The organism is Streptomyces sp. NPDC048650, assembly GCF_043199095.1.
In the GTDB taxonomy this organism is placed as follows: Bacteria; Actinomycetota; Actinomycetes; order Streptomycetales; family Streptomycetaceae; genus Streptomyces.
In genome coordinates this window covers 454,327-480,085 of the sequence record NZ_JBICVM010000004.1, presented here as the reverse complement: position 1 = coordinate 480,085, position 25,759 = coordinate 454,327, and the positions used below count along the sequence as shown (strand labels likewise).

Sequence of the window (25,759 nt, the reverse complement as noted above, 5' to 3'; positions counted from 1 at the left end):
GGATGGCCGACTCGTACGTACGGGTGCGCGGCGCCCGTGAGCACAACCTCCGCACCATCGACGTGGACATCCCGAGGGACGCGCTGGTCGCGTTCACCGGGGTGTCCGGATCGGGCAAGTCCTCGCTCGCCTTCGGCACGCTCTACGCCGAGGCGCAGCGCCGCTACTTCGAGTCGGTGGCCCCCTACGCCCGCCGCCTGATCCACCAGGTCGGCGCCCCGAAGGTGGCGGACATCACCGGCCTGCCGCCCGCCGTCGCCCTCGAACAGCGGCGCTCCGCGCCGACCTCCCGCTCCTCCGTCGGCACCGTCACCACCCTCTCCAACACCCTGCGGATGCTCTTCTCCCGCGCCGGTGACTATCCGGCGGGCACGACGGAACGCCTCGACTCCGACGCCTTCTCACCGAACACGGCGGCCGGCGCCTGCCCGGAGTGCCACGGCCTGGGCACCGTGCACCGCGTCACCGAGGACTCCCTGGTCCCCGACCCGTCGCTCGCCGTCCGCGAGGGCGCCATCGCCGCCTGGCCCGGCGCCTGGCAGGGCAAGAACCTTCGCGATATCCTCGCCGCCCTCGGCCACGACATCGACCTGCCGTGGCGCGAACTGCCGCAGTCCGCACGCGACTGGATCCTGTTCACCGACGAACAGCCGGTCGTCACCGTGCACCCGGTACGGGACGTGGGCCGGATCCAACGCCCCTACCAGGGGCAGTACATGAGCGCCAAGCGGTACGTCCTGCACACCTTCGCCGACTCCAAGAGCGACACCCTGCGCAAGCGGGTCCAGGGCTTCATGGTCGCCGAGCCCTGCCCGGTGTGCGCCGGGCGGCGCCTGCGCCCCGAAGCGCTGGCCGTCACCTTCGGCGGCCACGACATCGCCACCCTCGCCGGTATGCCGCTGAGCGCCCTCGCCGAGCTGCTGCGCCCCACGGCGGCGCGAGGGGAGGACGAGGCCGCCCCGACGCTGGCCCGCGACCTGGTGGCCCGTATCGAGGTGCTCACCGAACTCGGCCTCGGCTACCTGAGCATGGACCGCCCCTCACCCACCCTGTCCGCGGGCGAACTCCAGCGCCTGCGGCTGGCCACGCAGCTGCGCTCCGGCCTGTTCGGCGTCGTCTACGTCCTGGACGAGCCGTCCGCCGGACTCCACCCCGCCGACACCGAGGCCCTGCTCACGGTGCTCGGCCGGCTCAAGGAAGCGGGCAACTCGCTCTTCGTCGTCGAGCACGACATGGACGTGGTGCGGCACGCCGACTGGATCGTCGACATCGGCCCGCACGCCGGCGAGCACGGCGGCCGGGTGCTGCACAGCGGCCCGGTCGCCGGCCTCGCGGACGCCCCCGACTCCGCCACCCGCCGCTTCCTCTTCGCCACCGAACCGCCCACCACCCGCACCCCGCGCACCCCCGCCGGCCTGCTCACCCTGCGCGGCGCCACCCTGCACAACCTGCACGGACTGGACGCCGCGTTCCCGCTCGGCGTCTTCACCGCCGTCACCGGCGTCTCCGGGTCCGGCAAATCGACGTTGGTCACCCGGGTCCTCGCCGAGGCGGTACGAGAACACCTGGGCGCGCCGGACGAGCCGTCCGAAGCGTCCGAGGCGGAGGCCGGACCGATGGCCCGGGCCCAGCTCACCGGCGCCGACGGCCTGGCGGCGATCGACCGGCTGGTGCGCGTCGACCAGAAGCCCATCGGCCGGACACCGCGCTCCAACCTCGCCACCTACACCGGACTGTTCGACTCCGTACGCAAGGTCTACGCCGCCACCGACGAGGCCCGCGCCCGCGGCTACACCGCCGGCCGCTTCTCCTTCAACGTCACCAGCGGCCGCTGCGAGACCTGCCAGGGCGAGGGGTTCGTCGCCGTCGAGCTGCTCTTCCTGCCCGGCACGTACGCACCCTGCTCCGCCTGCCACGGCGCCCGCTACCGCCCCGAAACGTTGGAGATCACCTACCGGGGACGGAACATCGCCGACGTCCTGGCGATGACCGTCGACGACGCCGCGGTCTTCCTCGCCGACATCCCGGCCGCCGCCCGCAGCCTGCGCACCCTGAAGGACGTGGGCCTGGGCTATCTGCGGCTCGGACAGCCCGCGACCGAGCTGTCCGGCGGCGAGGCCCAGCGCATCAAACTCGCCGCCGAGCTCCAGCGCGCCCGCCGCGGCCACACCCTCTACCTCCTCGACGAGCCCACCACCGGGCTGCACCCCGCCGACACCGACGTCCTCATGCGCCAGCTGCACGGACTGGTCGACGCGGGCAACACCGTGGTGGTCGTCGAGCACGACATGGGGGTCGTCGCGGGCGCCGACCACGTCATCGACCTGGGGCCGGGTGGCGGCGCGGAGGGCGGCCGGATCGTTGCCGAGGGCGCCCCGGCCGAGGTGGCCGCCGCCGCGGGCAGCCGCACGGCGCCGTACCTGGCCCGGCGGAGGGCGCGGCCGGAGGCATCTTGACGGTCCGCTAATGTACGCAGGTCAGATCACCAGGCAACAACACCGCGCAGCAGTGCGCAGCACCACGAAGGGGGCACCTCTGATGGCAGACATCGAGCAGGCCAAGGCGGCGTTCGCCCGGTTCGACGCGGACGGCGACGGCCAGGTCACGCCGGACGAGTTCAAGCGGGCGATGGCCGAGATGGGCGACCCGTACGTCACCGGCCCGGTCGCCGAGGCGGTCATCAAGGTCAAGGACAGCGACGGCAACGGCACGATGTCCTTCGACGAGTTCTGGGCGGCCCTGCAAGGCTGACCACCCGCCGCACCCCCTTCACGGCGGCAGGGTGCGCCTCGCGCGCCCCGCGCAGCGCCGCCGGCCCCCGGGTGACCAGGGGCCGGCGGCGCTGCCGCGCCGTACGGCCTGCCCGGCCCGGCTACCGCTCGGCCGAGGTGCCCACCGGCGGCGGTGCGGCCTGGTCGCCGGTGCCCCACCGGGACGGCTTCGGCCCTACGGAGAACGCCAGTTCGCGGCCGGTGCGCAGGTCGTCGGTGGTGAGGTAGGTACGGTCCCGCTCGGCGCCGTCCAGCCGGACCGACTGCACATAGCGCTTCGCGGACGACGTGCCCGGAGCCTTGATGGTGAAGTGCCCGGCCGGGTAGTAGCGCCGGTCCAGTGTCAGGTCCACCCGGTCGAAGACCGGTGTGCTCAGCCCCCAGCTGTCCGTTCCCGGCTGGACGGGGAACACCCCGATCGACGAGAGCACCATCCACGCCGACATCGTCCCCAGGTCGTCGTTGCCGGTCATACCGCTCGGGGTGTCGGTGAACAGCGTCAGCGCCGCATGCACCACATCCGTGGATTTCCAGGGGTGACCAGTCGAGAGATAGGTGTACGGCGCGATCAGATCCGGCTCGTTCTGCGGGTTGTACTTGTCCGCGTTGTAGTAGTCGTACGGACCGTTCACCCACACCTTGCGGGCCGTCTTCGCCGGATCCTTCAGCAGCTCCTGGTAGGCGAAGAAGGAGTCAAGCCGCTCTTCCGCCCCGGCCTTGCCGCCGATCAGCTTGATCATCCCCGGCAGGTCCTGGGGCACCAGCCACTGGTACTGCCAGGACGTGCCCTCGTGAAAGCCCTCGCTCTTGGCGGGATCGGCGGGCCCGGTGAAGGCGCCCTGCGCGTCGCGGGCCCGGAAGAAGCCCGTCGAACTGTCGAAGATCTTGCGGTAGTTCTGCGCCCGGCCCGCATACCGGTCGGCGTCCGCCCGGTGCCCCAGATCGCGCGCCATCTGGGCCAGCATCGCATCCGACAGGGCGTATTCCAGGGTCGCCGACGCGCCGTGGTCGAAGTCGGAGTCGCCGGGCTTGGTGTGCGGCCGGCCCTTGACGTACGGCGCGAAGCCGTCCTTGAGGTACCGGGCGTTGGCCTCCCGCCCGACGGCCGGCGAATCGGCCGGCGGCACGCCGTCGGCGTTCTTCTTCAGCGCCGCGTACGCCTCCTCCGCCTCCTGCCCCCGCAACAGTCCCTGCTGATAGGCATTGGTGAGGAACGGTGTGACCGGGTCACCCGTCATGATGTTCGTCTCGACCGTGCCGTAGCCCCATTTGGGCAGCCAGCCGCTCTCCTTGTCGATCCGCAGCACCGATCGCGCCATGTCGCGGGACTCACGCGGTGCGAGCAGGGCGAGGAGCTGCGCCTGGGTGCGGTAGGTGTCCCACAAGGACCAGTTCTGGTAGTAGGTGAAGCCGCTCGCCCGGTGGGTCCTTCGGTCCCAGCCCGTATAGCGGCCGTCCACATCACTGCCGATGTTCGGCGCGAGGAAGGACCGGTAGAGGGAGGAGTAGAAGGTGCGGCGCAGTGTCGGGTCGCCGCCCCGCGTCCCGACCAGGGCCAGCCGCCGCTCCCAGGCGGCGTCCGCCGCGGCCTTCGTGCGGTCGAAGGAACGCCCGCCCTCGGCCCGCAGATTGCGTGCCGCGCCCGCCGCGTCGACGTAGCTGATGGCCGTGGTCGCCTCGACCGTACGATCGTCGCGGGTGTCGAAGCGGGCGTACGCCCCGTGCCGGCCGCTCGCGGTCGACTCCTTGGAGCCGGGCGTCACCTTCTCCCCGTCCCAGGTCCCGTACGACGCGAACGGTCGGTCGAAGCGGGTGATCGTGTGGACGGTGTACGGCTCGGTGTCCTGACAGAATCCGCGGCCGGTGATGGTGGTGCGGATGGTGCGCGAGTCCAGGACCTCGACGCGGGTGGAGACCGTCCTGTGCAGGGACTGGCCCGTGTTGAGCAGCACGTTGGCCTTGTCGGTGGCAGGGAAGGTGTAGCGCTGCCTGCCGGTGCGGGCGGTGGCCGTCAGCTCGGCGGTGATCCCGCCGTAGGACGTGAGGCCGACACGGTAGTAGCCGGGCCGTGCCGACTCGTCGTCATGGCTGTAGGCGGCCGCGTACCTCGCGTTGTCGGTCTCGGTGATGTCGCCCGTCGTGGGCAGCACCGGCAGATCGCCGCCGAGGCCGCAGCCCACACCGGAGATGTGGACGGAGCCGAAGCCGCGGATGTGGTCGTCGTCGTAGCCGTAGCCGGTGGTGTGGCCGGTGTCGGGGGAGAGCTGCACCATGCCGAACGGCACGGCGGCTCCGGGATAGGTGTTGCCGTCGTTGCGGCTGCCGATGAAGGGGTTGACCAGATCGGTGAGGCGGCCGCCGGGCGGTTCCGCCTGCGCGGCGGGCACGGTGAGCGCGCCACCGACGAGGGCGGCCGCCAGCACCACTCCCGCGGTACGCGACCGGTGACGACCGAGCCGGTGGCGACTGGGCCGGTGTCGTCTGAGCCATGACATGGGGTCAGAACCTCCGAGTCCGTCCGACAACGTTGTCAGAGCGCGCTCATTCTTGGTGGCGGCCAGGGGCACGTCAAGGGGGCCGGCGCGGCGACTCCCGCGCGTTGCGGGTGGCCAGGCCGGGCCCCGGTCCAGGTGCGGCGCCTCAGCCCGAGCGCTGGTCGCCGGGCTTGCGCTTGCGGTGCGGCATCAACGGTTCCTGGGAGCGCAGGTCGCTGGCGCGGGGGGACGGGAGCGGGGTGTCGATCAGGGCGATGACCTCGGCCAGCGAGGTGCTGTGGGGTTCGGCGGCACCCTGTTCCATGATGTAGCGCATGGCGTCCTGCCAGCCCTGGGCGTAGCCGGACTCGCGGGCGCGGTCGAGTTCGTCCCGGTCGTAGACGCCGAGTTCGCCCGCTGTGGCCGCGCGCCCCATCTCCAGTAAGAGCCCGGCGAATTCGCGGGAGTCGAGGGTGACCTGCCGGGAGTGCGGCGGGCCGCCGGGGCGCCGGGTGGGCGGACGGTCGTCCGCGTGTTCCGCCGCCTCTTCGTCGCTGCCCATGAGCACCCCCCTGTCCATGTCATGCCCCGTCCTCAGCCGGCGCCGGCCGCCTTCCGCCGCTGAGGCTCCTCCTTGCCCGACGGCAGGAAGGGGAGGGCCACTTGGAGGAAGAGTGCCCGTCGCTCGTCGGGAATTCCGAGGAGCTCAGCGGCCTCTTCGAGCGTGATCCTCCGGCTGCCTGCTGCGCCGTTCCGAGAGTACGTCACGGGCATGGGGAGATCGTCTTCGGTCAACTTTCCCGACCGGATCAGTACCTCGCGTACCGGTACGTCGAGCGCGCGGGAGAGCCCGCGCATCGTGGCCAGGTCGGGCATGCTCTGACGCTGCAGCAGCCGGGTGACGGCCGCGCGGTGCACACCTGCGTCGTCGGCGACCTTGGACCGGCCGCCGCCTCGGGGGTGATCGATGTCGTAGCCCCGGGACCGCATCAGGTCCTCCATCCAGGCTGCGAAATCCTCCAGGATGTCCTTCATCGCAGTCGAGCTCCCTCCATCCGCGCACAGCGTAACGCGCGTGCGCGAGCGAAATGAACGCGCCCACCTGCAGGTGAACGGGGCCGAAGTGGGGCTGTGGGGAGGGTGTGAAGAGTGTGAGAGTTGCGTGCTCGCTCGCAACATGGAAGGATTCTTGTGTTCTCGCAAATATGTTCGATACGGCGGCCGCCTCCCCCACACTCCTTTGTGACCCTGTCTCTCTTCGGAGTGCCCATGTACCAGCAGGATTCCCTGGCTTTGAACTGGCGGACCCGCGCGCGCTGCGCCGGTCTGCCGGCGGATTCGGTCTTCTCCCGGTGCCTCGATGAGGCCCGCCCCGTGTTGCGCGCCTGCAACACGTGCCCCGTCGTCGAGCGGTGCCTGCGCACCGTGGACCCCGCGAACACCTGGTTCGACGGCGTCTGCGCCGGCCGGCTCTGGAGCAACGGCCGAGAGGTGTTCTCATCATGAGCAGCGCTCGTCCGGCCGTGCCGTCGGCCGCCCGCTCCGACGCCTGGCTCGCTCTGCTGATCAAGCAGTTTCCCGAGCTGCTCACGGAACTGGCGCCCGGCCGTACCGCGCGCCGCTCCGGCCCCGGCCGGCCGCCCAAGGCACCGGCCGGCGGCGGCGCCGCCCCCATCCGGATCCACGTCTCCGATGCCATCAGGGACATCGCCGACGGTGTGATCGAGCTGGAGGAGGCGGTTCTCGACCGCCTGGGGGAGCAGCGTCCACGCAAGGCGGACGTGCCCACCCGGCTCCGGCGGATCGCCGCACTGCAGGGCCGGATCGCCGCCGACCCGGTGCTCGCGCAGCATGTGCGTACGGAGATACGGCGGATGGCGCGCCGCTGCACCACGGCTCTCGGCGAGGCGGAGCCGCTGGTGAATGTGGGTGGGCGCTGCCCGTGGTGCGACTCGGTGTCGCTGCGGGCGTTTCCGGCCCGGAGCGCGGTGCTGTGCATCAACCCCGCCTGCCGGTGCGGGGACAGCGACTGCGGCTGCGTGGACAGCCCCGCCTATCGCCACACCTGGAACGAGCGGCAGTGGGGGGAGCTCGCCCGTCTCAGCGGGCTGGCGCCGCAGGCCCTGGCCGAGGCGGCGGACGGGGAGCCCCGGTGATCGCCGGGCTGCTGACCGGGGCGCTGGCCGCGCTGGAGGCCGGGGTCTCCGCGGCGACCGTCCGCAAGTGGGTCCAGCAGGGCCACCTGCACCCGGCGGACAAGCGCGGCCGGGCCCAGCTGTTCCGGCTGGAGGACGTCTTCGCCGCCGAGCGGAACACCCGGCGCCGCCATGAAACGACCCCACCCCGTACCTGAACCGGTCGCTCCCGGACGCCGGGCCGGCGGGCACCGCCGGCCCGGAACCGAAAGGCCGCTGGGGCGCATCGGATGATGCGCCCCAGCGGCCTTTCGGTTCCGGGCCCGCTTGTTGCGCGCTCGCGCGTTCTCGTTCACACTTGGGGCAGCGGCGGAGCTGTGCCCAACCCCGGTTGGCGGCCCGCCGTTTCGCATGTGCGCGTCCCGTCCGCCCGCTTCCTCCATCCACCGGGGCGGGTGCGCCGCGCGCACCCTGTCCACCGCTTCCACCCGCCAACCGGCAGGAGACCGCATGTGAGTGACGACCTGATCGTCTTTCCCGACGTGGAACGCCTCGTCGTGGATCACCTCAAGAACCGTGCCGAACTGGCCGGGGCCGTCGTGGACAACCGGCCGCCCGCCGGATTCGACGGCACCCAGCGAGCCGTCCTGGTCTCGCGAACCGGCGGAGCCTGGGTCGACGACCTGGGCCTCGACCGGCCGCTCGTCGACGTGGAGGTCTACGGGCCGGACAAGACCGCCGCCCACGGGCTCGCCCTCGCCGCCCGCGCCGCCCTGCTGCAGGCGCGCGGCACGAGCTACGGCACCGCGCACGTCACGGATGTCGTGGAGGCGGACGGGCCACGGTGGCTGCCCGACTACAACCACCCGGCCGGCAACCGCTACCTCTCCACAATGCGGCTGCTGATCCGCACCGCCTGACCCCGGGAGGCACCGCCTCCCCTCATACAGGGCCTCGCCGCACCGGCGGGGCCTTCGGCATGTCCAACGCACCGATTCGAGGAGTTCACATGGCAGGCAACAAGGGTTCCGAGATCCGCGTGGCCGGCACCGGCCGCATCCTGGTGGCGGCGCTGGCCAAGCCCGCGCCCGCCGACACCGTCGCTCCGTGGGACGCGACGGCGTGGGTCGATCTCGGCTACACGACCACCGACGGGATCAAGTTCAACAAGAAGGACAAGATCGACCCCGTCGACACCTGGCAGTCGGTGAGCCCGGCCCGGTTCATCTACTCCGACCGCGATCTGACCGTGAAGTTCCAGCTGCTCCAGATGAACAAGGACACGCTGCCGTTCTTCATGGGCGGTGACCAGGCCACGCCGCTGACGGGCACCGGCGTCGCGCCCGGTCAGTTCAGCTACAGCCTCCAGGCCAACCCGAAGCAGGACGAGCGCCAGCTCGGCATCGAGTTCGTGGACGGCACGGACGTCACCTACCGGATCGTCGTCCCGCGCGGCCAGGTCACCGAGACCGAGGAGCTCGGGCTGACCCGCACCGGCGCGATCAAGCTGGGCATCACCTTCACCGCGCTGGCGGTCGAGGACGGCAGCCAGCCGCTGGCCAAGATCCTGATGAAGGACAAGGCGTACAGCTGACCTTCCCCCGTCCCCGCTCGCGAGCGGGACCGCTGAGCGCCTGAGGGCTTTGTGGCGTTCTCGCGCGATGTGGTGATCTCCCCGTCGCGGTACGGCCGGTCCCCGGGGACCACCGTGCCGCGACGGGACCCTCGGTGCGTGCGGCCGGACCCCTGGTGGCCCGGCCCGCCCCGCCTCCGCCCCCGCCGCCGGCGCCGGGGGTTCCCGTTCCGACCTCTCTTCACGAGGAGTTGAGGCCCCGTGCCTTCCTTCAACGTCAACGCGGCCCGAGCCCAGCGCCTGGAGGCGCTCGGCCAGTCCTGGTCCTTCCGGATCGACGACGACACCTTCGAGCTGCCCACCGAGCTCGACCGCACCGTGGCCAGGGCGCTGCGCGGCCTCGACGACAACGACGTCGACGGGCTGTTGCGACTGCTGCTCGGCGAGCGGCAGTTCGAGCGTTTCGAGCGTCACGACGTGACCATGCAGGACGTGGCGGCGATCCTGGAGGCATACGGCAAGGAGACCGGGCTCGGCCTGGGGGAAGGCTGAGCCTCGACGCGTTCGTCGACGAACACGCCGAGGCCCTCGAAGCCGATCTGCTGCGCCACTACGGCGTTGACGTACTCGACTGGCATCGCGGCCGACTCTCCTCCCGTCGGCTGTCGGTGCTGCTCGCCCATCTGCCGCGCGACAGCTCCATCGCGCGCGCCCTTCACCAGGACGCGGCCGAATGGTCGGTCACCGACCATCTGTTGGCGACCGTGGTGGACCACATCGCCGTGGCCAACTGGATGTTCGCCTCGGTCAACCGGGACGAGGACGCCGAGCCCCTCGACTACCCGGAGCCGGTGCCGCGCCCCGGTGAGTCGGCGGGACGGGCCTCGTCCGACGGCGGGCCGGAGGACGGCGCACCGCCTTCCGGCCCGCCGGACTCCGACGAGCAAAGGCGAACGGAACTCCGGGAGTTCTTCCGATGAGACGGTTGGGGTCGGGCACCGGACGTCCGGCCGAACGGGCAAGAGGAATTCCCCTACCTGGTTTTTCCTGCACCCATCGGTACCACTGCCCGATGGGTGCAGGATGAGACCCGCTGACCTATCTCTGGGGAGGGGAACTCCGTGGCGGCTGACAAGTCGGACGTCCGGCGCTGGTCCGGATGGCGTGGCAGAGAAATCGAGGTGGCGAAGGAGGGGCTCGGTCGTCCTCTCGTCCTGTCGGTGGCCGGAGGCTGGACGAGCGAATTCGCCGTCCACCCGGTCAAGAAGACACGGCACCGTGTGATCCATGGTGGGGGAATCATCGGGACGACCGGACGGCGGCCGCACCGGCTCGTACTGCCGGCGACCTTCACCCACGTGACGGTGGAGCGGCGGATGCCGCAGGGGAGTGCCGGCGGGTTCGCGCGCTGGCGGCTGAGCGAAATCCCGGCCGCAGCCCTCACCGAGCTCACGGACACGCGACCGTGCTCCGGAGCGGGATACGACGTACTGCGCTACATCGGCGGTCCGGTGAGCGTGGAGTTCCGCTTCGAGGGCGACGGGCAGTCGGGCGGAATCCGGTACGACCCGGTTTCCGGCGGCGAGCAGGTGGTGGTCGATTCCTCTTCCTACCGCAGGGGGACGTTCCGGATTCCCGGCCCGGTGCTGATCAGCATGCCGGATTGCGAAGGATGGCGCCTGTCCGTCGGGTGACCCCGCCGCTCTGCCGGTTCTCTTCACTGGAAAAGCCGTCCCGTGCGAAGTCCACGGGGCGGCTTTCCGCGTTGACAGGGAGTTCGTATGGCACAAAGCACACCGAAATCCGAAGGCGATGGCGTCGTAGGGTCCTTCGTCAAGGGTGAGTTGGAGACCTTCAAGAAGAACTGGGGCGCCTTCTGGGACGACAAGGTCTCCCGCACCTATGTGAAGCAGGTCGAGCTTTCCGCGTTCAAGGCGGAAGCGAACCTGGTGACCGGAAACTTCACCATCGCCAAGTTCGAACACACGGTTTTCGATCCGATCCAGGCGATCAAGGACAAGATCGCCGAGGGCCGGGCGCGGGCGCGCAACGAGCTTCCCAGCCAGCTGCGCGAGGACATCGAGCTGCTCCGCCGCCGGGTGACCACCGTGGCCGGTGACGCCGGCAAGGCGCAGAACACCGCCGAGGAGGCCAAGAGGTCCCTGCGGTCGATGCGGGCGGAGGCCGGCCGCGACCTCCAGGGCGTGGCCGACGAGTTCGAGCGGATCGAGAACCGTGTCGAGAGCCTTGTCGCCGCGCTGGGCGGGCTGTAGCAGTCCGCGCCGCCGGAACGGGCGACACAACACAACAGGGAGAGGTGGCCCATGTCCACATCGAGTGAACGAGGTGCACGGTGTCGCTGGTAGCGAGTCTGCGCGGCGCTTCCTCCGCGCTCAGAAATTTCAAGTCCTCCGCGGCGGAGGCGGCTCCGGCGGTCAGCCGGGTCCGAACCGCCGCATCCCAGGCGGCCTCCGGACTGAACGGGTCCAAGAACGCCGCGAACCAGGCGAACAGCGCTCTGGGCAGGGCGAAGCGAGGCGGCGACGCCCTCTCGGGGGCACTCACCAAGTTGCGTGCCACCGCCGACAGGTCGGGCCGCTCGGTCACCGGCCTGGGACGCGACGCGGGCACCGGCGGCAGTGCCCTGCGGAAGTTCGGCACCACGGCCGGGGCCACATCCACCGGCCTGAACAAAGCCAAGGGTGGCACCGACAAGTTCAAGACCTCGCTGGACCGCCTCCGTGGCGCGGCCACCCAGGGGGTCACCGGCGTCAACCGGATGAAGACCGCGGTCGGTCAGAGCGGCACCGCGCTCGGCAAGGCCAAGGGCGGCGCCGACAAACTCAAGTCCGCGCTGGACCGGCTCAAGACCGCCGCGACCGGATCGCAGAAGGCGCTGCGGGAGGTCCGCAGCCAGGCCGATGCCGTGGAGAGGTCCGTCGGCAAGGCAGGCAAGGGCGCGGACCGTACGGGAAAGTCGATGGGCGGCATGGGGAAGGGGCTCAAGGGCGCGACCCTCGCGCAGAAGGGCCTCAACACGGCGATGAAGGCCAATCTCCTCGGCCTCGTCGTGAGCCTTCTGCAGCCCCTCATCTCGAAGTTCGTCAACATGGACAAGGTCGTCCAGATAGCCAAGAAGGGCTTCCAGATCGCCTGGAAGGCGATCCAGTCGGCCACCTCGTCCGCGATGAACTTCCTCAAGCCCGTTCTCCGGGGTGTCGTCAACCTCTTCACCGCCCCGATCCGCGGACTGATCACCGCACTGAACGGCGCCATCCGCGGCCTCAACAGGATCCACGTCGACATCCCCGACTGGGTGCCCGTCGTCGGCGGGCGCAGCTTCGGGCTCCACATCCCGACGCTGCCGAACATCCCGGCCCTCGCCCAGGGCGGCATCGTCCCGCCGCGGCAGGGCGGCCGGCTCGCGCTGCTCGCCGAGGCGGGTGAGCCCGAGGCGGTGATCCCGCTGAGCCGGCTGGAGCGCATGTTCGCCGGGTCCGGCGGCGGCTCGGCACTGCGCCGACTCGCCCAGGCCGTCGAGAGCCTCGCCGAGCGGCCCGTCGAGATCCAGGTCGACTCCCAGACCATCGCCCGCGCCGTCCTCCTCGGACAGCGCCAGCTCGCCCGGAGGTGAGACCCCATGGCCGGAAATCTCTGGATCGGCCCGCCCGGTCTGCTGCGTGAGATCACGCAGGCGGCCCGCAGTTGGGATCGCAGCGCCGAACTCAACGTCACCGAGTTCCGTTCGCTGGAGGGACGGGTGACCGTCGTGGCTCCGCCGCGCACCACCCGCCGCCTCAAGTTCTCCTGGGAGTGGCTGGAGCCGGCCGACGCCCAGCACCTGACGCGGCTCGCGCGCCGCGTCCGCGGCGTCGGGACGCTCGGGAGGAACGTCTACGCGGGCGGCCGGCTCGCCGTTCTCGACCCGGCATCGGTGAACCTGCTCGATCCGCTCCAGGCCGCCGCGCAGAGCGAGCGGCCCGGGGGACGCGACCACTGGTTCACCGTCACCGGGGCCCTCACCATCAGTCGCTTCATCGGCGATGCGGTCCTCGGCGACTGCCAGGACCCCGCGACCGTCATCGGGTGGCGGCACGGCACCTGGGCCGGTTGGCCGGTCATGCCCGGGATGCAGGTCTCGTGGTCGGTCCCTCCGGACTGGGATCCGGGACTGTGCCGGGCGCAGCTGGACTGGAAGGACATCGACGGGCAGTACCTGGCCAGTTCGGCCGCGCCCGGATGGGCGGTCACCGGTGCGGCGCCCGAAGGGGCCGCGTTCGTGACGCCGGTCGGTGCGCCCGGCAGCACCGGCACGGTCGGGCTGGGCGGTGCCTGCCTCACCTACGGCGAGCCGCCTACGGCGTTCGCCCTGGGGGACGGCTGCCCGGCCCTGGCCGTCACGGCCTTCACGGACACCCCGGCCTCCCGGCTGCCCTACCGCAACATCAGCATCGACCTGGTGGAGGTGCTCGGTGCTGACCAGTGACGACGCCCTGGACGGGGGCCTCGCCGCGCCGGTGCGCTCGCTCGGCCACACGACCCGCCTCGGCGGCGCGGAGGTCGGACCGCAGGTGCAGTCGTGGACCGTCGAGCGCGCCTACAACACCGATCTGCCGGAGGCGATGCGGGCCTTCGCCGGCAGTGCTTCCGCGCAGCTGGAGGTACAGCTCGCCGGTACCGACGGCGTATCCGGCCCGCGGCTGTACTCGGCCTGGGCGGACCGGTCGACCGGCGACGTGGCCCGTCCCGGCCAGTCCGTCGTGCACCGCGCCGGTCTCGCCGGGGCCACGCTGCCCGCCTTCCGCGGCACGGTCCGCTCCCGGTCCGCGGAGTCCGGCACGGACACCGTGACCGTGCAGGCGCTGGACGGCGCCGAACGGCTGCGCGGGCCGGCCCGGTTGCCGCGCCCGTACCACGGGTTCCTTTACGGCCGTCCGGTCGCCAGCGACATCTGGTGTGTGGACGAACTGCTGCGACAGGGCGGCATCCACACCTGCCCGCCCCCCAGGGCGCCGGACTTCGACCCGGACGAGACCGATCCGTTCACCGTGCTCTACGCCTCCCTGCACGGCGGGTTCAACGCCAGCCACGGCCAGCCCGAGACCCTGCCCGCCCCCGCCGACTACCAGTGGATCCGCGACGGCGCGCCCTTCGAGATGGCCGTCATGCCCAACGCCGCCGGGCTGACCGCGTCCTGGATGCCGCGCTCGCGCCTCTCCGTGCCCGGCAAGGTCTTCCAGGTCGAGTGCTGGGTCAACACCTCGCTCGCCAAGGGCAATACGGTCGAGTTGAAGGTACTGCTGGACCGCAGTGCCGGCGTCATGGGGCACATCACCGCGCTCTTCGACATCGCCGCGGGACAGGTGAAGATCACCTCCGGGAAGGTCGGCGGAGCCGGCGCGACGGTCGGTTGGTCGCCGGCCAAGCTGGGTTCGCTGCGCGGCCGTTGGCAGCTCGGCTTCATGGTCGACACCGTGGTCTCCGGGACCACCGTGCAGCCCACCGTCCAGCCCCGCCTCACCGGCCCCGACGGCTCGTACTGGGTCGGCGGGCAGTGGACGTTCTCGGACGCCAACGGAACCCAGTCGCTCTCCGAGCTCAACCAGATCCAGCTGACCACCGACATGGCCACCGAGTGCCTCCAGGTCACCGACCGGGTCTGGGCCGACACCGCCGGCTATCCGGCCGGGGAATGGCGCCAGAACGGCTGGACCAAGGGCGCGACGCTGGACGCCCCGACGCTGCCCCTGTTCTCCGTGCCCGCGGTCAGCGGTTCCCGGTGGGAAACGATCACCGAGATCGCCCGGACGACCCTGTCCACGGCCGAGTTCGACGAGTACGGCGTCTTCCGCTGGCGCAATGCCACCCGCTTCATGACCACCCCGTCGGGCCCCGATCTGACGGTCACCACACGGCGCGAGATCGCGTCGCTCACCGTCGCGGAGGAGATCGACGCCTGCCGCAACCACTGCGAACAGCCCTACCAGGACTGGTCCGGCATCGGCGCCGTGACCGGCACCGTCGTCAACGACACCACCATCCGCAGGATCGACCCGGGCAGGTCCGTGGAGGTCTCGTACGCCGTCGCCGAGGACGAGGCGGACGTCGGCCCGCCGGTCACCGACGACGACGTCGTGCCGCTCACCGGCGGCAGCAAGGTCCGCTTCGGCACCGCCGCCACCGGCGGGAGCGCGGTCAAGGGATCCGTCACCGTGACCTGCCGCCGCGAAGGCCCGTCGTTCATCGTCCGGTTCACCAACCGCGGCGCGGCCACGGTGTGGACCGTCACCAAGGACGGCAAACCGTCCGTGAAAATCGTCTCCCTGAAGCCCGGCGCAGAACCCAAGCAGCGGGTGTGGGCCCGCTGGAGCCCGCCGAGCCAGGCGTACTACGGAACACAGCAGTACACCGCGCCCGACTCCGCGTGGGTGCAGTCCTCCACCAGCGCGTACTTCCTCGCCCAGACCATGCTCGACGCCGGCCGCTACCCGGTCCCGGTGCTCGGCGAGGTCGAGGTGCTCCACGACCCGCGCATCCAGCTCGGCGACGTCGTCCGGGTGGTCGACTCCTCCGGAGCCGCGCTCGACACCCTTGCCTGGGTGGTCGGTTCGCGCACGATCTGCACCGCGGGCAGTGTGCCGCAGCAGACCCTGACGCTGCGCGGCGCCGCCTACAACGGCCTGCCGACCGATACGGGGCTGACCGCCGATCCGCCCGTCGACCCCGACTTCGGCCGGCAGCGCCCGTACTCCGCGATCACCGCGGCGTACCCGACGCTCGCCGACATCACCGCCGCGCGGACGACCTACCGGGCACTCCGGCTGACCGAAGGAACCCCCGCATGAGCCGGCCGTTGCCGAAGGACCCGCTGACGCCGTCGCCGGACCTCCCGGGGAGCGACGACCCCGACGGCCCCCGGCCGCCCGGCCAGGACCCGGGCGGCGGCACCTGGCCGCCTCCCGACCCGTCGCCCGCGCTGCCGGTGCCGATCGACGACCCCGCCGCCCGCGCCGGAGACGAAGGCATGAGCCCGGACACCCTGCCCCCGCCACTGAGCACCTGAACCAGCCAGCCGAGCGGCCCGCCGAGCGCCGGGCCACCACCACACAGGAAGGTCCGCATGAGCAAGCTGACCCCGCTGGGCAACCTCCCCTACCCGGAACAGGCCGACACCGCCGACATTCCCACGCACCTCCAGTCGCTGGCGGAAGCCGTCGACGGCCGCACGGTGCTGCGCTTCACCGACGGCTCGGGCCGCGATGCGAAGGTCACCGCACCGGTGGCCGGCATGGTGGCCTGGCTGTCCAACCCGGGACGGCTCACCTACTACACGGGCACCGTCTGGGCGCTCGTCTCACCCAGCCCCGCGTTCCTGATCAACTACACGCCGGGCACGTCCGTCTCGGCCTCCTACGCGGAGACGCTGACCGGCGTCCCGACCGTGCTGGCGGTCTCCTTCGCCGCTCCGCCGTCCGGGATGGTCATGGTGACCGTGGGCGCCGTCGCCAACGGCACCGCCGCCACCGCCAACGCCTTCATGTCGGTGGCCGTCAAGCAGGGCACGACGGTCACCGTGGCGCCGTCGGACGACCGGGCCGCGGTGAGCACCGGCACGGGCAGGACGTCGGTCTCCAGCCAGTCCCCGGTCACCGGGCTCACGCCGGGCATCGTCTACACCGCCGTCCCCAACTACCGCACCAGCGTGGCCACCAGCACCGCCACCTTCGACAACCGTTTCATCCGGGTCGACCCCCTCACCTAGGCGAGGGAGCCCGAAGTCCCGCCCGGCCCGCTCACGCCACCGGCCGCGCCGGCCGCTCTCCCGGGAAAGCCCCCCGAAAGGGGGGCTTTCCCGTATCCCGACACCCCGACGGAGACCCCTCCATGTCCACACCCCTCACCCCCGACCGCTTCCTCGCCGCGCTGCGCGCCGAAGGCGTCCACGTCGTCGAGCACGACGGCTGGCGCGGCCACAACCGCAATCACCAGGGCCCCTGGGGGCCGGTGAACGGTGTGATGCTCCATCACACCGCCGGTACCGACAGCGTCGCGCTGTGCGAGGCGGGCCTCGACGACCTGCCCGGCCCGCTGTGCGTCGGTGTCCTCACCAAGAGCGGCGCGCTGCACCTGGTCGGCTTCGGCCGTACCAACCACGCGGGGCGCGGAGCACGGGCCACCTACGACGCCGTGTGCGCGGAGTCCGCGACGCCGGCGCGGCCCGGTCGTGACGCGATCGACGGCAACGTCCACTTCTACGGATTCGAGATCGAGAACCTCGGAAACGGCCGCGACCCCTACCCGGAGGGCCAGCTCGCCGCCGTGGAGCGCGTCTCGGCCGCCGTCTGCCGCGCGCACGGCTGGACCGCGGCGAGCGTCATCGGCCACAAGGAATGGACCACGCGAAAGATCGACCCGTCGTTCTCCATGGCGGCGATGCGCGCCCGGATCGCCCGGCGCCTCGGCTCCGCTCCCACGCAACCACCGCGCGACGCCGTCCCGTTCCCCGGCGCCCCGTTCTTCACCACCGGGCGCCGCAGCCCGGTGGTCACGGCGATGGGCCGGCGCCTTGTCGCCGAAGGCTGCGGGCGCTACACCCAGGGGCCGGGGCCCGCCTGGTCACCGGCCGACCGGTCCTCCTACGCCGCCTGGCAGCGCAAGCTCGGATACACGGGAGCCGACGCCGACGGCATACCGGGGCGCGTCAGCTGGGACCGTCTGCGGGTGCCGGCCGGCGGCTGACCCCGCGGGAACCCGCCCGGTCGCCCCCGGGCCCGGCGGCCCCCGCCGCCGGCCCGTCCGCACTCGACTCCCGAGGAGCCTCCATGTCCGAAGCCGCCAAGCACACCGCCCGTACCGTCCTGCAGACCGCCCTCGCCCTGGCGCTCGTCCTCCCCGCCGTCGTGGAGGCCGCCGGCGTCTCCGCCGCCCTGCCCTGGGCCGGCTGCGCGCTCGCCGCCGCGGGCGCGCTCACCCGGATCATGGCGCTCCCCGACGTACAGCGGCTGCTGCCCGGATGGCTGCGCACCCTCGACCCGTCCCGGGACGCCGGGTCGGCAGCCCCCTCGCCCGAGGGCCGGGGCCGCCGATGAGGGACCCCACGACGTCTGACGCCGCCGCCGTCGCGCTCGAACTGGAGCGGCTGCGCGGCACCGTCGAGACGGGGTTCGCCCGGGTCGACGGCTCCCTCGCGCTGCTCGTGCAGCGAAGCGACCAGAGCGACCGTCAGCTCGCCGAGCACGAGTCCCGGCTGGACGCCCTGGAGCGCGGCCGCTGGCCACTGCCGTCCCTGGCCGCCCTCACCGGCGTACTCGCCCTGCTGACGGCGCTCTACGGGACGTTCGGCCACTGAGGGGCGTCCCGTCCCCCCCCTCGCGTGCGGAATGGTTTTACGGGACACCCCTCAGGAGGTGCCCGAACTCCCGCCCGGGGCCCGCGAGCCCGCACCGGTGCGCGGCGCTGCGGCCCGCCCCGATGCCGTACGGCCGGGCTGCCGTACGGCATCGGCGTGCCGCCGGTCAGGCGTCGTCGCCCGCCTCGGGTGCCGCGGGTCGTGCCTTCGCCAGCTCGGACCGCTTGTACGAGTAGCAGAAGTAGATGACCAGGCCGATGAGGAACCACACGACGAACCGCACCCAGGTCTGCCACTCCAGGAAGGTGATCAGCCAGATCGAGAAGCAGACCCCGATCGCCGGGACCACCGGCATGCCCGGTGTACGGAAGGTCCGCGGCAGGTCGGGGCGCTTGTAGCGGAGCACGATCACCGCGACGCAGACCACCACGAACGCCAGCAGGATGCCGATGTTCGTCAGCTCGGCGGCCTCACCGATCGGCAGGAAGCCGGCGATGGCCGCCGAGGCGGCGCCCACGATCCACGTCACCCGGGTCGGCACATGGTGCTTGGGGCTGGTCTTGGCGAACCACTTCGGCAGCAGCCCGTCCCGGCTCATCGAGAACCACACCCGGGTCACACCGAGCATGAAGGTGAACATGACCGTCAGGATGCCGATGATCGCGCCGACCGCGATGACGTCCGCCAGCCCGCTCAGGCCCACCGACTTGAACGCGGTCGCGAAACCGCTCTCGGGGTCGATGTCCTTGTAGTCCTGCATACCCGTCAGCACCAGGCAGGCCAGGACGTACAGCACCATCGAGATCGCCAGCGAGTACATGATCGCCTTCGGCATGTGGCGCTGCGCGTCCTTGGACTCCTCGGCCGCGGTGCTCATCGCGTCGTACCCGAAGACCGCGAAGAAGACGGTGGCCGCACCGGTGAACGCGCCGCTCACCCCGAACGGGAAGAACGGCTCGTAGTGGGAGGTGTTGATGTGGAAGAACCCGACCGCGATCACGACGATGACGACCAGGACCTTCAGCCCCACCACGACCGTCTCGAAGCGCGCGGCGTTCTTGATGCCGAGCGTCAGCAGATAGGCGATCAGCAGACAGAGAATCGCGGCGAAGAGGTCCACCCGGTGGCCCGGGCCGGTTCCCGGTGCGCCCAGCATCCAGGCGGGCAGATCGAGGCCCAGCTCGCCGAGCAGAAAACCGAAGTAGCCGGAGATGCCGATCGCGACCACCGCCACGATCGCGGTGTATTCCAGCAGCAGGTCCCAGCCGATGAACCAGCCCGCCAGCTCGCCGAGTACCGCGTATCCGTAGGTGTAGGCCGAGCCCGCCTTCGGAATCAGTCCGGCGAATTCGGCGTAGGAGAAGGCGGCCGCGGCACTGGCGATGCCCGCGACGAGGAAGGAGATCAGAACGGCGGGTCCGGCCTTCCCGTTCGCGACCGTGCCCGCCAGTGTGAAGATGCCCGCGCCGATGATGCCACCGACGCCGATCGCGGTCAGCTGCCACAGGCCCAGCACGCGGGTGAGCTGCTGGCTCGCCTCGCCTTCCGGCTCCTCGATGTGTTCGATCGGTTTGCGGCGCAATACGCCCTGTCCCGCGCGCAGGCCCATGCGTGATCCCTCCGTAGGCTCCGTCGTGGTCCGACGGCGGATCATCATGGACCTTGTGCGGCCGCCAGGAAAGGCGACTCCCTAAAAGAGCCGGGACTTCGGGCAAGTCGTACCCGTGCGGGACGGCAACCGGCGCCAACGGCGGCCGGGATGTCAGTCGGTCTCCTCCAGCCGGAATCCGACCTTGAGACCGACCTGGTAGTGGTCGATCTCGCCGTCGACGATATGCCCCCGGACCTCGCTGATCTCGAACCAGTCGAGATTGCGCAGGGACTGCGAGGCCCGCTTGATGCCATTCTTGATCGCGGCGTCCACGCTCTCCTGGGACGTACCGACGATGTCGGTCACGCGATACGTGCGATCGGTCACGGTGGTCTCCCTCGGCCGGGGCGGCGCTCCGCCCGTCCACCTTCCACCGTGCCTCAGGCCGCCGCGCCCCACCAGCGGAGCGACGGCTACGGCACGACCGTCACCGGCCAGCGCCCGGCCTTGACCAGGCGGACCGCCACCGACCCCATGATGCGGTGCCCGGCCGACTCCGAGGCGCCGACCACGACCGCGTCGGCCTTGAGCTCGTCGGCCATCTGCACCATGCCGTTGTACGGGTCACCGCGCAGCGTGTGGAACTCCCAGCGCACGTCGTATATCCCCTGGAGCCGCTCCGTGGCCTGGCGGATCTCGGCCATCAGCTCCTCGGCGACCTCGTTGGTCGCATCCACGACCGGGGCGCCCATCGCCGCGCCGGCCGCGAGCACCGGCTGCACATAGACCAGGACGAGCTTCGACCCCTGCCGCCGCGCCAGCCCGGCCGCGTACGCGGCGGCGCGCCACGACGAGTCGGAGCCGTCGACCCCGACCACGATGACCTTCGGCCCGTCCGTGCCGCGCTCGAAGGGCGCGGGAGTGCTGTCGTCCACAGCAGGGAGGTTATCCGCACAGGCGTGCTGACGGGCCGCCGGGCCACGCCGCGAACGTGCCGTGCCCCGCAGTCCGCGGTCGTCCGCGGCGCGCAGCCCGCCGCTCGCCGTCTCCAGCCCACCGTTCGCCGTCCGGACCCGGGCGTCAGGCGGGCGCCGGCGGCCAGCTGTCCGCGGCCAGCACACCCAGCACATACGCCTTGGCGACCAGCGCCGTACGGCCCTGCACCCGCCAGCGGCGGGCCAGCCGGGTGAGGTGGTAGTTGACGCCGTCGACCGTCAGCCCCAGGGCGCCGCCGATGGAGGCGGTGGTCGCGCCCCCGGCGGCCAGCGCCAGGATGCGCGCCTCGATGGGGCTGGCCGCGCCGCGCGGCGCGGGTGAGGGCGCGGGGTCGGTGTCGCGGACCCGCAGCAGCGCCAGCAGCGCGGGTGGCCGTACCGAGGAATCGCCCACCGGATCGACCGTCAGTTCCCCTTCCAGCTCGGGACCGTCGGACCCCACCCGCCACTGGACCGCCACCGGGTAGCGCGACCGACGGCCCAGCCGGATCGCCTCTTCGATCCGCCGGAGCTGCGCCGTGTCCCGCGGCTGGAACAGGTCGAGCAGATTGCGGCCGCGCAGCTGTCCGGGAGCCGTGCCCCACTGCGCGGCCATCGCCGGATTGGCGATCAGCACCTCGCCGTCGGAGTGGCAGACCGCGATCGGGGTGGGGATGCGGTCGAGCAGGATCAGGAAGTAGTTGCGCCAGGGGCCGCCCGCGTAGGGTCCGGCCGGATCGGGCGTTGCGCACGTCCCGTCCGTGCCCTCGCCGGCGCTCCCGTCGCCCGTTCCTGTGCCCATGGCCCCGTCCTCTTCGTGTGCTTCGTCCCTCCGCATACGCCATCTCGGCCCGTCCGCAAGACCGAATGGCGAAAAACCACTGCACAATCATGCAGTTGCCCGGCGTCGCCCCGCACACCGGGCCGGTCACGCTGGAGACATGACCGACACTCTCGCGCTCCACACCGACGGACCCGCCTCCGAAGACGGCATACCGCTTGTCGACACCACGGCGGCCGGTCTCAGCTCGACGCCGCTCCAGCAGACCATGGACCTGGCCCGGGAACACGGCCCGGTCTTCCGGCGCCGGCTGGGCGACCGCGAGACGGTGTTCGTCTCCTCGCTGGAACTGGTCACCGAGCTCGCGGACGAGAACCGCTTCGCCAAGGGCGTGTCGGTGGTCCTGGAGAACGTCAGAGAGTTCGCCGGTGACGGTCTGTTCACCGCGTACAACGACGAGCCGAACTGGGCGAAGGCCCACGAGGTGCTGATGCCGGCCTTCGCGCTCGGCTCCATGCGCACCTACCACCCGGCGATGCTCAAGGTCGCCCGCCGGGTCATGGCCGCCTGGGACCGCCGGGTGGCGGACGGTTCGGCCGTCGACGTCGCCGAGGACATGACCCGGATGACGCTGGACACCATCGGGCTCGCGGGCTTCGGCTTCGACTTCGAGTCGTTCGCCAGGGACACCCCGCATCCGTTCGTCGACGCGATGGTCCGCTGCCTGCAGTGGAGCATGAGCAAGTTCGCCCGCAAGGCCGGCGAGGACCACACCGCGCAGGACGCGGCGTTCCGCGCCGACGCCGACTACCTCGCGTCCGTGGTCGACGAGGTGATCGCCGCCCGGACCGCGAGCGGCGAGAGCGGGGACGACGACCTGCTGGGTCTGATGCTCGGCGGCCGGGAGGGGAAGGACGGGCAGCAGGGCCCCACCCTCGACCTCGCCAACATCCGCAACCAGGTCATCACCTTCCTCATCGCGGGCCACGAGACCACCTCGGGCGCGCTCTCCTTCGCCCTCTACCACCTGCTCAAGGACCCGGCGGCGCTGCGCCTGGCCCAGCGCGAGGCGGACGAGCTCTGGGGGGACAACCCCGACCCCGACCCGTCGTTCGAGGACATCGGCCGGCTGCCGTACACCCGGCAGGCGCTCAACGAGGCGCTCCGCCTGTGGCCGACCGCGGCCGCGTTCACCCGTCAGGCGAGTGCGGACACTCTGCTCGGCGGGCGCCACCCGCTCAAGGCCGGCGACCAGGTCACGGTGCTCACGCCGATGCTGCACCGCGATCCGGCCTGGGGCGACAACCCCGAACTCTTCGACCCCTCCCGGTTCGCCCCGGAGGCCGAGGCGGCCCGCTCACCGCACGCCTACAAGCCGTTCGGGACCGGCGAACGCGCCTGCATCGGGCGGCAGTTCGCGCTGCACGAGGCGATCATGCTGCTCGCCCTCCTGGTGCACCGCTACCGTCTGATCGACCACACCGGCTACCAGCTGCGCATCAAGGAGACGCTGACCCTCAAGCCCGAGGCGTTCACGCTCAGCCTCGCCGCCCGCACCCCCGCGGACCGCGCGGCGACCCGCGCCGCGCTCGCCGTCCTGCCCGGGGGCACGACCCCCGCCGAGGACGGCCCCGCCACCGACGACACACTGCCCACCCGAGTCCCGCAGGACACCGGGCTGCTCCTGCTGCACGGCACCAACTACGGCACCTGCCGCGAGTTCGCCGAGCGGCTCGCCGACGAGGCGACCGCACTGGGCTTCGCCACCGAGGTCGCCCCGCTCGACGCCTACGCCGACGGCCTGGCCGCCGACCGGCCCGTGGCGATCGTCGCCGCCTCCTACAACGGCCAGCCCACCGACGACGCGGCCGCCTTCGTCAGCCGGCTGCGCACCGCCCCCGAAGGCGCCGCCGCGGGCGTCCCGTACGCCGTCCTCGGTGTCGGCGACCGCAACTGGGCCGCCACCTACCAGCATGTGCCGACCCTCATCGACGACCGCCTCGACGCACTCGGCGGCGACCGGCTCCTGCCCCGCACCGAGGCCGACGCCTCCGGCGACCTGAACGGCACCGTCAAGGAGTTCGCCGGCGCACTGCGCACCCGGCTCCTCGCGCGCTACGGAGATCCGGCGAGCATCGGCGCGGGCGCCCCGGCCGCCGCGGACACCGGCTACACGGTCACCGAGATCACCGGCGGCCCGCTGGACGCACTTGCCGCGCGGCACGACCTCGTCGAGATGACCGTCACCGAGTCCTACGACCTCACCGCACCGGACTGGCCGCGCCCCAAGCGCTTCCTGCGCATCGCGCTGCCCGAGGGTGTCGGCTACCGCACCGCCGACCATCTCGCGGTGCTCCCGGCCAACCCCCCGACCGCGGTCGACCGCGCCGCACGGGCGCTCGGCGTCGACCCGGACACCGTTCTCGCCCTGCACTCCGGCCGCCCCGCCCGGGACGCGCTCCCCGTCGACCGTCCCCTTTCGGTGCGCCAACTTCTCACGCATCACCTCGAGTTGGGTATGCGGTCCACGCCCGAGCAGAGCGCCCTGCTCGCCGCCCACAACCCCTGCCCGCCCGAGCGGGCGGCGCTGGAAGCCCTCGCCGAGGACGACCCGCGTACCGTGATCGACCTGATCGAGGCCCACCCGGCGCTGCGCGGCGCACTGCCCTGGGCGGCCGTCCTGGAGCTGCTGCCCCCGCTGCGCACCCGGCACTACTCCCTCTCGTCGTCGCCTGCCACCGACGACCGGCACGCCGACCTGATGGTCTCGCTGCTGCCCGGCGGCACCGGCTCGACCCATCTCCACACGCTGCGGCCCGGCGACACCGTCCTGGCCCGTGTACAGCCGTGCCGCGAGGCGTTCCGGCTGGACCCGGACGACCCCACGCCCGTCATCATGGTCGCCGCCGGAACCGGCCTCGCGCCCTTCCGCGGGGCCGTCGCCGACCGCGTCGCCGCCGGCCGCACCACGCCCGCCCGGCTCTACTTCGGCTGCGACGACCCCGCGGGCGACTTCCTGCACGCCGCGGAACTCACCGCCGCGCAGGAGGCGGGCGCCGTCTCCCTCCACCCCGTCTTCAGCGCCCGGCCGGAGAACGGCCACCTCTTCGTGCAGCACCGCATCGCCGCCGAGGGAGCGGAGGTGTGGCAACTGCTGCGGGCGGGTGCCCGGGTCTACGTCTGCGGCGACGGAAGCCGCATGGCGCCCGGGGTCCGGGCCGCCTTCCGCGATCTGCACGGTGCCGCGGTCGGCGCCTCGCCGCAGGAGTCCGAGGCATGGCTGCGCGAACTGACCGCTGCCGGGCGCTACATCGAGGATGTGTACGCGGCGGGGTGAGCTCCGGAGGGTAGGGGCCTCGCTCCGGGGGCGTACCGGGGCCACCGCGGAGTGGTGCGGCCTTGAGGGTCGCACCACCCCGGGGCGCCTCGCCCGCCGGGCCGGTCCGCGGGAGCGGGAGCGCTACCCGCTGCCGACGGTTCACCGGGTACCGCATCGCGGGTGGGGGCGCGGCGGCTACCGCCCTTCTGCGGCCTCGGCGGCCTCGGCGGTCTCTGCGGCCCGGTCGACCACGTCGTCCCCGGAGCCCTTGAGATGGACCAGTACCAGCACGATTCCGGCCACGGTGAAGTTGCGGGCCGCCGCGTCCAGGCCGTTCCAGTCGTGCGACTGCCACATGGCGAACCACTCCCCGCCGACGGCGAGGAATCCCGCCCCGAACAGCAGCAGCATCATCAAGAGCCCGGCGGTGGCCGTCCGCCGGGCCCGGGCGAACCCGCCGCGCCGCAGCCCGATGGCCCCCTGTGCGGTCGCCACCACCAGCACCGCCGCGGTCACCGTCTCCCAGGCGACGATGCCCAGATACGCGGCGTCCTGAAGGGAGCGCGAGGTGATGGCCCGCCACATCAGGTCCGGGTCCTTGAACGTGGTGTCCATGGCCAGCACATGGCGGACGAACTCCCGGTTGGTGCCGAAGTCCGTGATGTTCCCGAAGGCGACGAGCGCGATGTAGAGCGCGACCGTCCCGGTCAGCACGGTCGCCGCGAGCGGCAGCGATCTGTGCGTCTGCGCGGTCTGCGTCTTGCTGGTCATTCTCTCTCCACTGTTGCTCGA

Annotated in this window: 28 protein-coding genes; 20 read left to right on the top strand and 8 right to left on the bottom strand. The window is 71.8% G+C overall.

Annotation, left to right across the window (positions count from 1 at the left end):
• The first annotated feature begins 2 nt into the window (after window positions 1–2).
• Both uvrA and ACGFML_RS14535 read left to right on the top strand, forming a co-directional pair.
• Window positions 3–2,456 (top strand): excinuclease ABC subunit UvrA, encoded by a 2,454-nt coding sequence (gene uvrA, locus ACGFML_RS14540; protein ID WP_393543499.1) that lies wholly within the window; start codon window positions 3–5, stop codon window positions 2,454–2,456.
• Window positions 2,457–2,538: 82 nt separating this feature from the next.
• Window positions 2,539–2,751 (top strand): EF-hand domain-containing protein, encoded by a 213-nt coding sequence (locus ACGFML_RS14535; RefSeq protein WP_393543498.1) that lies wholly within the window; start codon window positions 2,539–2,541, stop codon window positions 2,749–2,751.
• Window positions 2,752–2,872: 121 nt separating this feature from the next.
• Here ACGFML_RS14535 and ACGFML_RS14530 read toward each other — a convergent pair whose 3' ends face one another.
• The 3 genes from ACGFML_RS14530 to ACGFML_RS14520 form a co-directional block, all read right to left on the bottom strand.
• Window positions 2,873–5,266: a GH92 family glycosyl hydrolase gene (locus ACGFML_RS14530; RefSeq protein WP_393543496.1), complete on the bottom strand. Its 2,394-nt coding sequence runs from the start codon at window positions 5,264–5,266 to the stop codon at window positions 2,873–2,875.
• A gap of 145 nt (window positions 5,267–5,411) precedes the next feature.
• Window positions 5,412–5,825, bottom strand: coding sequence for a hypothetical protein (locus ACGFML_RS14525; protein ID WP_393543494.1), 414 nt, complete (start codon window positions 5,823–5,825; stop codon window positions 5,412–5,414).
• Window positions 5,826–5,839: 14 nt separating this feature from the next.
• Window positions 5,840–6,280 (bottom strand): helix-turn-helix domain-containing protein, encoded by a 441-nt coding sequence (locus tag ACGFML_RS14520; protein ID WP_393543492.1) that lies wholly within the window; start codon window positions 6,278–6,280, stop codon window positions 5,840–5,842.
• A gap of 234 nt (window positions 6,281–6,514) precedes the next feature.
• Here ACGFML_RS14520 and ACGFML_RS14515 point away from each other — a divergent pair, with 234 nt between their 5' ends.
• From ACGFML_RS14515 to ACGFML_RS14435, 17 genes are all read left to right on the top strand, one after another.
• Window positions 6,515–6,751 carry a WhiB family transcriptional regulator gene (locus ACGFML_RS14515; RefSeq protein ID WP_393543490.1) on the top strand — a complete coding sequence of 79 codons (237 nt, stop codon included), beginning with the start codon at window positions 6,515–6,517 and terminating at the stop codon, window positions 6,749–6,751.
• Window positions 6,748–7,401 carry a hypothetical protein gene (locus ACGFML_RS14510; protein WP_393543488.1) on the top strand — a complete coding sequence of 218 codons (654 nt, stop codon included), beginning with the start codon at window positions 6,748–6,750 and terminating at the stop codon, window positions 7,399–7,401. Before ACGFML_RS14515 ends, ACGFML_RS14510 begins: the two co-directional genes overlap by 4 nt.
• Window positions 7,401–7,598, top strand: a complete 198-nt coding sequence (locus ACGFML_RS14505) for a helix-turn-helix domain-containing protein (protein ID WP_393543781.1) — start codon at window positions 7,401–7,403, stop codon at window positions 7,596–7,598. The genes ACGFML_RS14510 and ACGFML_RS14505 overlap by 1 nt, the downstream gene beginning before the upstream one ends.
• A gap of 294 nt (window positions 7,599–7,892) precedes the next feature.
• Window positions 7,893–8,300: a hypothetical protein gene (locus ACGFML_RS14500; RefSeq protein ID WP_393543487.1), complete on the top strand. Its 408-nt coding sequence runs from the start codon at window positions 7,893–7,895 to the stop codon at window positions 8,298–8,300.
• Window positions 8,301–8,389: 89 nt separating this feature from the next.
• Window positions 8,390–8,974 carry a phage tail protein gene (locus ACGFML_RS14495; RefSeq protein WP_393543485.1) on the top strand — a complete coding sequence of 195 codons (585 nt, stop codon included), beginning with the start codon at window positions 8,390–8,392 and terminating at the stop codon, window positions 8,972–8,974.
• A gap of 240 nt (window positions 8,975–9,214) precedes the next feature.
• A complete protein-coding gene (locus ACGFML_RS14490; RefSeq protein WP_393543483.1) occupies window positions 9,215–9,505 on the top strand; it encodes a hypothetical protein in 291 nt (96 codons plus the stop codon).
• 116 nt (window positions 9,506–9,621) lie between these two features.
• Complete coding sequence (locus tag ACGFML_RS14485) at window positions 9,622–9,933, top strand: hypothetical protein (RefSeq protein ID WP_393543481.1); 312 nt, start codon at window positions 9,622–9,624, stop codon at window positions 9,931–9,933.
• Between the two features lie 141 nt (window positions 9,934–10,074).
• Window positions 10,075–10,647 carry a hypothetical protein gene (locus tag ACGFML_RS14480; RefSeq protein WP_393543479.1) on the top strand — a complete coding sequence of 191 codons (573 nt, stop codon included), beginning with the start codon at window positions 10,075–10,077 and terminating at the stop codon, window positions 10,645–10,647.
• Between the two features lie 87 nt (window positions 10,648–10,734).
• Complete coding sequence (locus ACGFML_RS14475; RefSeq protein WP_393543477.1) at window positions 10,735–11,226, top strand: hypothetical protein; 492 nt, start codon at window positions 10,735–10,737, stop codon at window positions 11,224–11,226.
• A gap of 80 nt (window positions 11,227–11,306) precedes the next feature.
• Window positions 11,307–12,587 (top strand): hypothetical protein, encoded by a 1,281-nt coding sequence (locus ACGFML_RS14470; RefSeq protein ID WP_393543476.1) that lies wholly within the window; start codon window positions 11,307–11,309, stop codon window positions 12,585–12,587.
• Window positions 12,588–12,593: 6 nt separating this feature from the next.
• Complete coding sequence (locus tag ACGFML_RS14465) at window positions 12,594–13,439, top strand: hypothetical protein (RefSeq protein ID WP_393543474.1); 846 nt, start codon at window positions 12,594–12,596, stop codon at window positions 13,437–13,439.
• Window positions 13,426–15,798, top strand: coding sequence for a hypothetical protein (locus ACGFML_RS14460; protein WP_393543472.1), 2,373 nt, complete (start codon window positions 13,426–13,428; stop codon window positions 15,796–15,798). The genes ACGFML_RS14465 and ACGFML_RS14460 overlap by 14 nt, the downstream gene beginning before the upstream one ends.
• Window positions 15,795–16,016 (top strand): hypothetical protein, encoded by a 222-nt coding sequence (locus ACGFML_RS14455; RefSeq protein ID WP_393543470.1) that lies wholly within the window; start codon window positions 15,795–15,797, stop codon window positions 16,014–16,016. The genes ACGFML_RS14460 and ACGFML_RS14455 overlap by 4 nt, the downstream gene beginning before the upstream one ends.
• Window positions 16,017–16,073: 57 nt before the next feature.
• The gene (locus ACGFML_RS14450) at window positions 16,074–16,715 is read left to right on the top strand and encodes a hypothetical protein (RefSeq protein WP_393543468.1); all 642 of its coding nucleotides are present in this window, start codon (window positions 16,074–16,076) and stop codon (window positions 16,713–16,715) included.
• 122 nt (window positions 16,716–16,837) lie between these two features.
• Window positions 16,838–17,692: a peptidoglycan-binding protein gene (locus ACGFML_RS14445; protein WP_393543467.1), complete on the top strand. Its 855-nt coding sequence runs from the start codon at window positions 16,838–16,840 to the stop codon at window positions 17,690–17,692.
• Between the two features lie 83 nt (window positions 17,693–17,775).
• Entirely contained in the window at window positions 17,776–18,042 is a 267-nt protein-coding gene (locus tag ACGFML_RS14440; protein WP_393543465.1) for a hypothetical protein, read from the top strand.
• Window positions 18,039–18,302: a hypothetical protein gene (locus ACGFML_RS14435; protein WP_393543463.1), complete on the top strand. Its 264-nt coding sequence runs from the start codon at window positions 18,039–18,041 to the stop codon at window positions 18,300–18,302. The genes ACGFML_RS14440 and ACGFML_RS14435 overlap by 4 nt, the downstream gene beginning before the upstream one ends.
• Before the next feature lie 166 nt (window positions 18,303–18,468).
• Here ACGFML_RS14435 and ACGFML_RS14430 read toward each other — a convergent pair whose 3' ends face one another.
• The 4 genes from ACGFML_RS14430 to ACGFML_RS14415 all read right to left on the bottom strand — a co-directional run bounded on the left by ACGFML_RS14430 (window position 18,469) and on the right by ACGFML_RS14415 (window position 21,669).
• Window positions 18,469–19,911 carry an amino acid permease gene (locus tag ACGFML_RS14430; RefSeq protein ID WP_393543462.1) on the bottom strand — a complete coding sequence of 481 codons (1,443 nt, stop codon included), beginning with the start codon at window positions 19,909–19,911 and terminating at the stop codon, window positions 18,469–18,471.
• 153 nt (window positions 19,912–20,064) lie between these two features.
• Window positions 20,065–20,280, bottom strand: coding sequence for a dodecin (locus ACGFML_RS14425; RefSeq protein ID WP_393543460.1), 216 nt, complete (start codon window positions 20,278–20,280; stop codon window positions 20,065–20,067).
• A gap of 86 nt (window positions 20,281–20,366) precedes the next feature.
• Entirely contained in the window at window positions 20,367–20,828 is a 462-nt protein-coding gene (locus ACGFML_RS14420) for a universal stress protein (protein WP_393543458.1), read from the bottom strand.
• A 145-nt stretch (window positions 20,829–20,973) separates the two neighbouring features.
• The gene (locus ACGFML_RS14415; RefSeq protein WP_393543456.1) at window positions 20,974–21,669 is read right to left on the bottom strand and encodes a PAS domain-containing protein; all 696 of its coding nucleotides are present in this window, start codon (window positions 21,667–21,669) and stop codon (window positions 20,974–20,976) included.
• Between the two features lie 139 nt (window positions 21,670–21,808).
• Here ACGFML_RS14415 and ACGFML_RS14410 point away from each other — a divergent pair, with 139 nt between their 5' ends.
• Window positions 21,809–24,985 carry a bifunctional cytochrome P450/NADPH--P450 reductase gene (locus tag ACGFML_RS14410; RefSeq protein WP_393543455.1) on the top strand — a complete coding sequence of 1,059 codons (3,177 nt, stop codon included), beginning with the start codon at window positions 21,809–21,811 and terminating at the stop codon, window positions 24,983–24,985.
• 177 nt (window positions 24,986–25,162) lie between these two features.
• Here the strand turns inward: ACGFML_RS14410 and ACGFML_RS14405 are convergent, their stop codons facing one another.
• Window positions 25,163–25,738 carry a DUF2165 domain-containing protein gene (locus ACGFML_RS14405; protein WP_393543453.1) on the bottom strand — a complete coding sequence of 192 codons (576 nt, stop codon included), beginning with the start codon at window positions 25,736–25,738 and terminating at the stop codon, window positions 25,163–25,165.
• Window positions 25,739–25,759: the final 21 nt, after the last annotated feature.

What these genes read in the sequence shown, in the direction of transcription:
- uvrA (WP_393543499.1), top strand. Translation starts at nt 3, where the DNA reads ATGGCCGACTCGTACGTACGGGTGCGCGGCGCCCGTGAGCACAACCTC.
- ACGFML_RS14535 (WP_393543498.1), top strand. Translation starts at nt 2,539, where the DNA reads ATGGCAGACATCGAGCAGGCCAAGGCGGCGTTCGCCCGGTTCGACGCG.
- ACGFML_RS14530 (WP_393543496.1), bottom strand. Translation starts at nt 5,266, where the DNA reads ATGTCATGGCTCAGACGACACCGGCCCAGTCGCCACCGGCTCGGTCGT.
- ACGFML_RS14525 (WP_393543494.1), bottom strand. Translation starts at nt 5,825, where the DNA reads ATGGACAGGGGGGTGCTCATGGGCAGCGACGAAGAGGCGGCGGAACAC.
- ACGFML_RS14520 (WP_393543492.1), bottom strand. Translation starts at nt 6,280, where the DNA reads ATGAAGGACATCCTGGAGGATTTCGCAGCCTGGATGGAGGACCTGATG.
- ACGFML_RS14515 (WP_393543490.1), top strand. Translation starts at nt 6,515, where the DNA reads ATGTACCAGCAGGATTCCCTGGCTTTGAACTGGCGGACCCGCGCGCGC.
- ACGFML_RS14510 (WP_393543488.1), top strand. Translation starts at nt 6,748, where the DNA reads ATGAGCAGCGCTCGTCCGGCCGTGCCGTCGGCCGCCCGCTCCGACGCC.
- ACGFML_RS14495 (WP_393543485.1), top strand. Translation starts at nt 8,390, where the DNA reads ATGGCAGGCAACAAGGGTTCCGAGATCCGCGTGGCCGGCACCGGCCGC.
- ACGFML_RS14475 (WP_393543477.1), top strand. Translation starts at nt 10,735, where the DNA reads ATGGCACAAAGCACACCGAAATCCGAAGGCGATGGCGTCGTAGGGTCC.
- ACGFML_RS14465 (WP_393543474.1), top strand. Translation starts at nt 12,594, where the DNA reads ATGGCCGGAAATCTCTGGATCGGCCCGCCCGGTCTGCTGCGTGAGATC.
- ACGFML_RS14455 (WP_393543470.1), top strand. Translation starts at nt 15,795, where the DNA reads ATGAGCCGGCCGTTGCCGAAGGACCCGCTGACGCCGTCGCCGGACCTC.
- ACGFML_RS14450 (WP_393543468.1), top strand. Translation starts at nt 16,074, where the DNA reads ATGAGCAAGCTGACCCCGCTGGGCAACCTCCCCTACCCGGAACAGGCC.
- ACGFML_RS14445 (WP_393543467.1), top strand. Translation starts at nt 16,838, where the DNA reads ATGTCCACACCCCTCACCCCCGACCGCTTCCTCGCCGCGCTGCGCGCC.
- ACGFML_RS14440 (WP_393543465.1), top strand. Translation starts at nt 17,776, where the DNA reads ATGTCCGAAGCCGCCAAGCACACCGCCCGTACCGTCCTGCAGACCGCC.
- ACGFML_RS14435 (WP_393543463.1), top strand. Translation starts at nt 18,039, where the DNA reads ATGAGGGACCCCACGACGTCTGACGCCGCCGCCGTCGCGCTCGAACTG.
- ACGFML_RS14430 (WP_393543462.1), bottom strand. Translation starts at nt 19,911, where the DNA reads ATGGGCCTGCGCGCGGGACAGGGCGTATTGCGCCGCAAACCGATCGAA.
- ACGFML_RS14415 (WP_393543456.1), bottom strand. Translation starts at nt 21,669, where the DNA reads ATGGGCACAGGAACGGGCGACGGGAGCGCCGGCGAGGGCACGGACGGG.
- ACGFML_RS14410 (WP_393543455.1), top strand. Translation starts at nt 21,809, where the DNA reads ATGACCGACACTCTCGCGCTCCACACCGACGGACCCGCCTCCGAAGAC.
- ACGFML_RS14405 (WP_393543453.1), bottom strand. Translation starts at nt 25,738, where the DNA reads ATGACCAGCAAGACGCAGACCGCGCAGACGCACAGATCGCTGCCGCTC.